The organism is Endozoicomonas sp. SESOKO4, assembly GCF_024606275.1.
This window is the reverse complement of sequence record NZ_JAHHPS010000163.1, coordinates 1-5,471: the sequence shown is the minus strand read 5'-3', so window position 1 is coordinate 5,471 and position 5,471 is coordinate 1. Positions and strand designations below refer to the sequence as shown.

General features: G+C 46.8%; 3 protein-coding genes. All 3 read right to left on the bottom strand.

What is annotated here, in order from left to right; translation table 11 throughout:
• Positions 1 to 478 precede the first annotated feature (478 nt).
• Positions 479 to 2,077, bottom strand: coding sequence for a hypothetical protein (locus KDK16_RS03045; RefSeq protein WP_257274617.1), 1,599 nt, complete (start codon positions 2,075 to 2,077; stop codon positions 479 to 481).
• 154 nt (positions 2,078 to 2,231) lie between these two features.
• Positions 2,232 to 3,725 carry a hypothetical protein gene (locus tag KDK16_RS03040; RefSeq protein WP_257255517.1) on the bottom strand — a complete coding sequence of 498 codons (1,494 nt, stop codon included), beginning with the start codon at positions 3,723 to 3,725 and terminating at the stop codon, positions 2,232 to 2,234.
• A gap of 142 nt (positions 3,726 to 3,867) precedes the next feature.
• Entirely contained in the window at positions 3,868 to 5,385 is a 1,518-nt protein-coding gene (locus tag KDK16_RS03035; RefSeq protein ID WP_257274616.1) for a hypothetical protein, read from the bottom strand.
• Between the last annotated feature and the right edge of the window lie 86 nt (positions 5,386 to 5,471).

Here is a 5,471-nt window from a genome sequence, read left to right as displayed (position 1 = left end):
TCACAGTTGGAGAAGTGGTTCTGGAGGACAGCAGGATAACGGTATTTTCTGGTATCCGTTTTATCGACTCACTCAAATCATCAGCGGGCTTGGCGCTGAGAACAACGCACTGCCGTCCACGAACAAGCTCATTATACTGTTGTAGTCGTTGCATGACCCCCCTCGATTCTCCGGAAAGAGAACCGCAAGATACTGTTGGAAGAGGCGTCAAAGTAGCAGGTGCGCTGGTCGAGGTCTGAGCCTGCAGAACCAGCGCCTGAAACAGGAATAAAGGAGCTATCAACCGGATCAAATTACGATGAGGCTTCGACATATTCAGAACTTCCGGGAAAGCCTGAGAAGAAATCCTAGTCCACGTATCTGTAGCTATCCATTAATATCGTGAATATATTTCAAGAAAATCAGACGTTCACAGGCCGGGAGCATGGGAACCATAGTGTTATGACAGCCTCTTTAAAACGTGAGAAATGGGTTCAGGTTATTGAATGAATAACAGGCTCAGTGTGGTCATGATACCCAAAGCGGTCGTCGCGGAGGTTCTTCCCGCTGACGAACTGGTAATATCATCAGTGACGTTTTGACACTCAAACAAAATGAGAATTTCATCAGTGTCGTTTTGACCCGCTGGTGTCGAGCTAATAACAGCAGGGGGTGAAGTGACTGTCGGGCAGATTGATGGGTCAAAGTAGAACTGACCCTCAAGGTTAGTCAGTCCGCTGATAGCAGTAACCGAAGAGTCATTGATGGCCGTCCAGATATTGACAATCTGGCAAAGTGTTGGTGGAAGGGTTGTCATGCCAACGTTTGAACTCAGGGCGTTATTGCACTCACCGGCCAGTGGTAATGGATTCATGGCTTTCAGGCTGTATTTTTTTTGCTTTTGTCGCCACGGACTGACTGCCTGCAGATGGTTGCAAGCCAGAGTTAGCTCAATCTGTGCCTCGACACTTATAGCGGTATCTGATACTTCGATCTGATTGCCCACCAGATTAAATTGAGGAGGTTCTGCATTGGTATCTGTATGACCAATCAAACCGAACCCTCCTGTTCGTTGAACTTCTCCTCTAATAATTTCCCGAGATGTCTTGCCAGTATTGTTGATGACGACAGTGTTTCTGAAGATGTCCATATGGCCTCCGGGTCCAAGAATAAATTCACCCGCCTCTGCCATCTTTCCCTGGAATGTGTTCTCGATAACAGCGAGTTCCGCTGTCTGGTTTTTGATGTTTGGAAGTTGAATAAATATCCCTCTTAAGGGTATGTAGGTGACTTTAGACTCGCGGATGGTTTCCCCCTTGACCGTGTTATTGACGAACTTCAGGCCAGGGCCACTGCGCAGACCACTCGCCGATGCATCCAGAGATCTATAGCAATCAATTCTCACTCCGATCCAGTTTGGAAGATGAAATACGTTGTTTTCTATAATCAGTCTCCGGCTATAGCATTTCCCAAAAAAAATAGAATGAATAGGGTTGTAACCCTTAGGTTCAATTGGCCAGAAAGTAAGGTGGCCTATATAGCTGTCTTTTATTTCACCAAACTGAAAAGTGCTTCTTTTTCCAACCACGATCATATATTGATCCGGGAAATTTTCGCCAGGCGAAATGACAATTTCAAAACCGTCATCAGCAGCCCCAAAAATATCCTGACCGTCTTTCAAAACTATTTCACTATCAATAAAGTAGTTAATCAGGATTTTACCTGTCGCAGAGGTAACAGAGGAAGAAGGCGTCACTGTAGGGGTCGTCATGGAAGGGGTCGTCCCGGAAGGGGGCGTTCTGGAAGAAAGCAGTATCACGGTGTTTTCCGGAACCCGTTCGATCAATTGAGCTAAATCCTCTGTCGGGTCGGCATAGAGAACAATGCATTGTCGTCCACGGACAAGTTCGCTGTATTGGTTTAGCCGTTTCTGAACCCCTGTCGTATTTCCTGCAAGAGTCTTGCATGGCACTGTTGCAGCGGGTGATGTAGAAAAAGGGGCGACAAATTGAGTTGTGTTCTGAGCCTGAAGGCCAGTGGGCTGTGAAAGAAGTAGAAGAGCGAACAACTGGGCCAAATGACGCATCAAAATAATCATTTACAGGACTCCCGGGAATATGTCGACTGGCATCCTGGCATTTATACGTATCCATTGAGGACGTGAAAATATTTCAGGAAAATCACATGTTCACACGCCGGGATCATGGGAACCAAAGCGTTGCAACAGCTTCTTTAAACGGGAGAAACTCTGGTTATTGAATCAATAATAAGTTCAGTGTGGTCATGATACCCAAAGCGGTCGTCGTGGCGGTTGTACCCGTAATAACAACAGAGTGTGAAGGGGCTGCCTGGCAGATGGCCGGGTCAAAGTAGAGCTGACCCTCGAGGTTGGTCAGTCCTTTTAAGGCAGTAGCCGGGGAGGCATCAATGGCCGTCCAGGAATTCACAATCTGACAGAGTGCAGATGGATGGCTGGTTGTGCCAACGCTTGAACTCAGGGATTTTTTGCACTGGTCTGCCAGAGATAATGGATCAACGGCTTTAAGGCTGTATCGATGTTTTTCCTGTCGCCAGGGTTTGACTGCCTGCAGGTAGTTGCAGGCCAGGGCCAGTTTCATTTGTCCATCGATATTGATGGCTGTATTTCTTACACGGATTTGATTGCCAGCCAGGTTGAAGAGAGGAGGTTCGGCATTTGAATCGGTAATACCCTTGAAAGCGAAACCATTTTTTTGCATACGATGTCCCATTTGCACTTCATGAGCGTTTGTGCCTCTATTATCGACGTCGATTCTGTTTCTGAAAATATTGATGCTGCTTCCTGGCCCAAGAGTGAACTTTCCCACTTCTGATATCTTGTCCTGAAATATGTTGTCAATAATAGCGAGCTTCTGTGACTGATGCTTGATGTCAGGATGATGAATAGTAACCGCTTCCGTTGGAATAAGTTCTCTGCCTCCCTGGCTATAGCTTTTGCCTTTTACTGTGTTGTGGGCAAACAGCAGGCCCGGCCCGGTGCGCATATCATTGGCCGACGCATCCAGAGATTGACTGCAATCAAGTCTGACTCCACTGTCTTTCGGAAGATGAAAGACGTTGTTTTCTATAATCAGTCTCCGGTTATAGCATTTCCCGAAAACAGTAGAGTGAATGGGTCTGAGGCCCTTAGGCCCTGTTGGCCGAAAAGTTATGTGTCTTATATTGTTGTCTTTTGTTTCTCCAAACCGAAAGTTACTGGTGTCTCCAACTCTTACCATAAATTGATCTGTATAACTTCCGTCAGGCATGATGACGACTTCGAAACCGTTGTCTGCTGCCCCGATAATATCCTGACCGTCTTTCAAAATTATCTCACTGCCAATCAGGTAATTAACAGGGGTTTTACCCACCACCGGGGTAACGGAAAAAGAAGGTTTCATGGTGGTGGTCGTCCCGGAGGAGAGCAGTATCACGGTGTTATCACCAAGCCGATTGATCAATTGAGCCAGATCCCCTTTCGGGTCGGCACTAAGAACAATACATTGTCGTCCGCGTACCAGTTCACTGTATTGGTTTAGCCGTCGCTGAACCCCTGAAGTCTGACTGGTAAGGTTGTCGCACAATACCGTCGTTGGCGGCAGGGTTGTCTGAGCCGGCCTTGTGTATTGAGTCGTGTTCTGAGTCGTGTTCTGAGCTTCCGGACTCAGAACCTGTAACAGGTATAGAGGAGCGATTAATTGAGCTAAATGATGATGCAACTTAATCATTTTCAGGACTCCCATGAAAATGCTGACCTGAATCCTAGCCTATGAACTTATACCTATCTATTAAGGATGTTAAAACATGTCCGGAATATCGCTGGCTGCTGTTTTTGAGGCAGCTTCTTTATAGCGCAGAGGCGAGTTCAGGTTACAGATTCAACAACAGGGCCAATGTGGTCATAATTCCCAAAGCGGTCATAGTGACGGTTGTGCCCTTAATAGCAGCAGAGATTCTGGTTGAAGTGCTTGTCTGGCAACTGGCTGAGTTAAAGTAGAACTGCCCCTCGAGGTTGGTCAGACCACTGATAGTACCCGCAGGAGAACCATTGGTAGGCGTCCAGGTATTGACAATCTTACAGAATGCAGATTGTGGTTTAGTGGCTCTTTGGTGAAATCTCAGGGGCTTTTTGCAATCGCCTGCCAGAGGGAATGGATCAATGGCGATCAGGCTGTATTTATGTTGTTCTTGTCGCCAGGGTTTGACTGCCTGCAGGTGATTGCAGGCCAAAGCCAGTTTAAGTTCTCCATCGATATTAATGGCTGTATTTTTTACGCTGATCCGATTGCCTGCCACATTGAAGAGAGGGGGGTCGGCATCGGAATCGGCATCGGCATCGGCATATTCATCGGTAAGACCCGCGAGAGCGAAGCCATGTTTATGTGCACTGTGTCCCATGATCCATTCGTGATAGGTTGTGCCACTATTATCGACGTCGATAATGTTTCTGAAGATATTCATGCGGCTTCCGGACCCAAGAGTGAAATGTCCCACTTCTGATATCTTGCCTTGGAATACGTTGTCAATAACAGTGAGCTTCTCTGACTGATGCTTGATCCCGGGATAAGAAACAGCTAATGCTTCCAATGGAATAAAGTCTAAGTTGCTTATCAGGCTGTAGCTTTCGCCTTTAAATGCGTTATTGGCAAACAGCAGGCCCGGTCCGGTGCGTAAATTATTGGCCGATGCATCCAGGGTTCCTCTGCATTCAAGTCTGACTCCGATCGATTCTGTAAGATGGAATACGTTGTTTTCCATAATCAGTCTCCGGTTATGGCATTCTCCATAAACAATAGAGTTAACGCGTTTAAGTGTATGGCCTTCAGGGCTATTGTCACGGAAAGTTATGTGTCTTATGTTGCTGTCTTTTGTTTCTGCAAACTTAAAGTCGACGTAGTCTCCAACTCTGAGCATATATCGATTTGAATAACTTTTATCGGGCATGATGACGACCTCGAAACCATCATCAGCAGCCCCAATAATATCCTGACCGTTCTTTAAAAGTATTTCACTGCCAACAAAGTAATTTACGGGGGTTTTACCTGCCACCGTAGCAACGGAAGGAGAAGGCGTCATGGTAGTGGTTGTGCTGGAGGAGAGCAGTATCACGGTGTCGTCTGGAAGCCCGTTGATCAATTGAGCTAAATCCTTTGTCGGATCGGCACTGAGAACAACACATTGTCGCCCGCGAACCAGTTCGCTGTATTGGCTCAGCCGTTGCCGGACCCCTGAGGGCTGCCCGATAAGGCTGTCGCATAATACTTTTGTCGGGTAGGTTGTACCAGAAGGCGTTGTGGGTTTAACTGCGTTCTGAGCTCCCAGACTCAGAACCTGTAACAGGAATAGCGGAGCGATTAGCTGAGCTAAATGATAATGCAACTTAATCACTTTCAGGACTCACATGAAAATGTCAACCTGAATCCTAGCAGCCTGTCGGACTTAAGGCTGTCCTACTGCGGTTGCAATAAATTGGT

Excerpts from the sequence above, each read along its gene's own strand:
- KDK16_RS03045 (WP_257274617.1), bottom strand. The coding sequence starts at position 2,077 with ATGATTATTTTGATGCGTCATTTGGCCCAGTTGTTCGCTCTTCTACTT.
- KDK16_RS03040 (WP_257255517.1), bottom strand. The coding sequence starts at position 3,725 with ATGATTAAGTTGCATCATCATTTAGCTCAATTAATCGCTCCTCTATAC.